This window comes from Streptomyces sp. NPDC017890 (assembly GCF_044328675.1).
Lineage (GTDB): Bacteria > Actinomycetota > Actinomycetes > Streptomycetales > Streptomycetaceae > Streptomyces.
In genome coordinates, this window is sequence record NZ_JBIRHU010000132.1 from 1 (window position 1) to 1,746 (window position 1,746).

Annotated in this window: 3 protein-coding genes and 1 pseudogene; 2 read left to right on the plus strand and 2 right to left on the minus strand. The window is 56.6% G+C overall.

Annotated elements, in window-relative coordinates; genetic code table 11:
* Positions 1-381 (minus strand): ImmA/IrrE family metallo-endopeptidase (locus ACH4F2_RS35970; RefSeq protein WP_398136804.1); only part of this gene is annotated, 381 nt, incomplete at its 3' end.
* Between the two features lie 7 nt (positions 382-388).
* Positions 389-766, minus strand: a complete 378-nt coding sequence (locus ACH4F2_RS35975; protein WP_138874149.1) for a transcriptional regulator — start codon at positions 764-766, stop codon at positions 389-391.
* A gap of 128 nt (positions 767-894) precedes the next feature.
* Between ACH4F2_RS35975 and ACH4F2_RS35980 the strand changes: the two genes are divergently transcribed.
* Positions 895-1,050 (plus strand): hypothetical protein, encoded by a 156-nt coding sequence (locus ACH4F2_RS35980; protein ID WP_185993519.1) that lies wholly within the window; start codon positions 895-897, stop codon positions 1,048-1,050.
* Between the two features lie 192 nt (positions 1,051-1,242).
* A pseudogene (locus ACH4F2_RS35985) lies at positions 1,243-1,746 on the plus strand (hypothetical protein); the annotation flags it as partial.

Genomic DNA, 1,746 nt, shown 5'->3' on the forward strand with positions numbered 1-1,746 from the left:
ATTTGCCTCTCCCTCCTGCTCTTTGCTGGTGCCAGCGCACCTGCTCTGATCGACCCACGCTGCGGAGATGGTGTGTTCGGCAACGAAATGTGCGACCTCGTGCGCCAGGTTGGATCGGATTCGGGCCGGCGTGTGCGCGGGGTTGTAAATCACGACATGACCCGTTCCGTTCTGAACGAGCGCGGCGGACCAAAGTTCCGGCGCATCGACGATGAATCTGCGTCTCGCTTCCGCGGGCAACGGTACGTCGTGCAGGGAAATGAACGGGACCCCGTACTCCTGTGCCCAAATGTGCGGGTCGAACGGATCGTGCCGACTCAATCCGAGTTCTGCTCTGACTTCGTCGGCGAGTTGTCGAAGAGCCTTCTTTGTCGTTGCCATTCGTCGCTCAAGATCCAGCTTTGCCCGCACGTACGTGCGCCAACGTCAAGCGGAAAATGTCCTCCAAATGCTTCTTGTCCTGTTCGTTCAAATCTGCACGTGCTCGGAGAAGTGCACTTACTTCTGTCTCGAGTTCCCGTTGGTCGCTGTCGTCTCCACGAACTGAATGTGCGGGTTCGGCGAGGAAGTCATCGGCGGACATATCCAGCCACCGCACAATCTTGGCGTAGGACTGCAGATCGGGTTGAAGACCGTTTCGGAGCCGAGACAGGAGGGCCGGGCTCACGCCAATCTGGCTTGCGGCCGTTCTCCATGAAATGTGTTCCGCCGTGATTCGCGAATCCAGAACACCTACGAGTTTCTCCAGTTCTACAGCCTGTGTCATTGCTTTTTTCCTCTCACTCGGCAATCCTAACGCCTCAGGAGACTGTTTCAGTACCGAAACGTAATGTGGTACGATATCGATACAGTGTTGTAATACTGCAACACTGTAGATCGTGAACAGGAGTTGAGATGGCGAAGAACACGGGGCGCGGACATCGCGTCGGCGCAGTCAAAAGCCGCAGCGAATTCAAGGTCGGGAAGACCTGGTTCAAACGCGACACATCCACCGGAAAGATTCTCAACGGAAGCTCGCAGCAGCACAAGGGCGTCCGGAACGAAAAATGAGTGGTCGGCCGATGCTTGCAGGCGTCTGCCGACCACCCGCATCTAACTGTCTCGATCCTGAAACGTCAGGTCGAGGCAGGACCGGCCCGAGGGCGCGGCGATGACTTTGGAGAGTCGGCGTGAGCGTACAGGAGTTTCCTGGGACAGGTAGTCCCTCCTCCTCTTTGGGCCACAACCTAAGAAGGGGGAGCCGTGGCTCTCATTACCGATTACTACGGGATCTCGGATCCCGTGCCTTTCCTTGACGTTGACATCTCGGTCGACAACAGGATGTTCGTCGACCCGTATGCAATTCGGCTTGCCGGCGGCACGGATCCAATTGCTGCACAGGCAAATCAATGTACTGAGAGTTTCTTTGCTGAAGTTACTCGATGCGTGCTCACTCCTGGCGGGGTCGCACGTCGACAAGGCCTCGAACTGTTGCAGCGGTTCGTTGAGCCATGGGAGACACGACTTGGATTGGCCGCCAATAGTTTCAGTGGCCACGGTGGGGCCGGAGAAGTCGGGTCCTGGATCTGGACGAGCCTTAACACTGAACTTGAGGCGCTGATCAGGGTGAGTGTGCTCCGTCAGATCGAGGATCTTCCACTGTTTGTCGAGGGTATCGATCGCGACATCACATCAGACATCACCACGAGAATTGTATTTGAACCGCTGGCCAATTTCACTGCCGAGATGGTCGAGCAATTTCCGCAG

Excerpts from the sequence above, each read along its gene's own strand:
- ACH4F2_RS35980 (WP_185993519.1), top strand. The coding sequence starts at position 895 with ATGGCGAAGAACACGGGGCGCGGACATCGCGTCGGCGCAGTCAAAAGC.
- ACH4F2_RS35975 (WP_138874149.1), bottom strand. The coding sequence starts at position 766 with ATGACACAGGCTGTAGAACTGGAGAAACTCGTAGGTGTTCTGGATTCG.